Below are 332 nucleotides of genomic sequence, written 5' to 3' on the forward strand. Positions count from 1 at the left end.
CTTTAGGAGCAAACTTCTGTATTGTAGAGAATATTATTCCACCACTACTTACATTTAGTAGTTCTTTTAATCTATCTTTATCGTCTGCTTGTTTTGGTGTCTCTATTAGATAGCTTTGAGCTTTTGAGAAAGTTCCGAAAAGTTGATTATCCAAGTCATTTCTATCAGTTAAAACTATAACTGTTGGATTGTTAAACTTTTTCATAAGTTGCCCTGTATAAAATGTCATAGTTAGAGATTTTCCACTACCTTGAGTATGCCAAACAACACCGATTTTTCCATCATTGCTACGAGCATCTGCTGTCTTTTCCAGTGCTTTTTTTATGGCAAAG

The 332-nt window shown here is 33.7% G+C and carries 1 protein-coding gene; it reads right to left on the reverse strand.

The window, feature by feature from the left end:
- Positions 1 to 332 (reverse strand): DEAD/DEAH box helicase family protein (locus tag L988_RS12010; protein WP_047384571.1); only part of this gene is annotated, 332 nt, incomplete at both ends.

It is taken from the genome of Cetobacterium sp. ZWU0022 (assembly GCF_000800875.1).
GTDB lineage: Bacteria > Fusobacteriota > Fusobacteriia > Fusobacteriales > Fusobacteriaceae > Cetobacterium_A.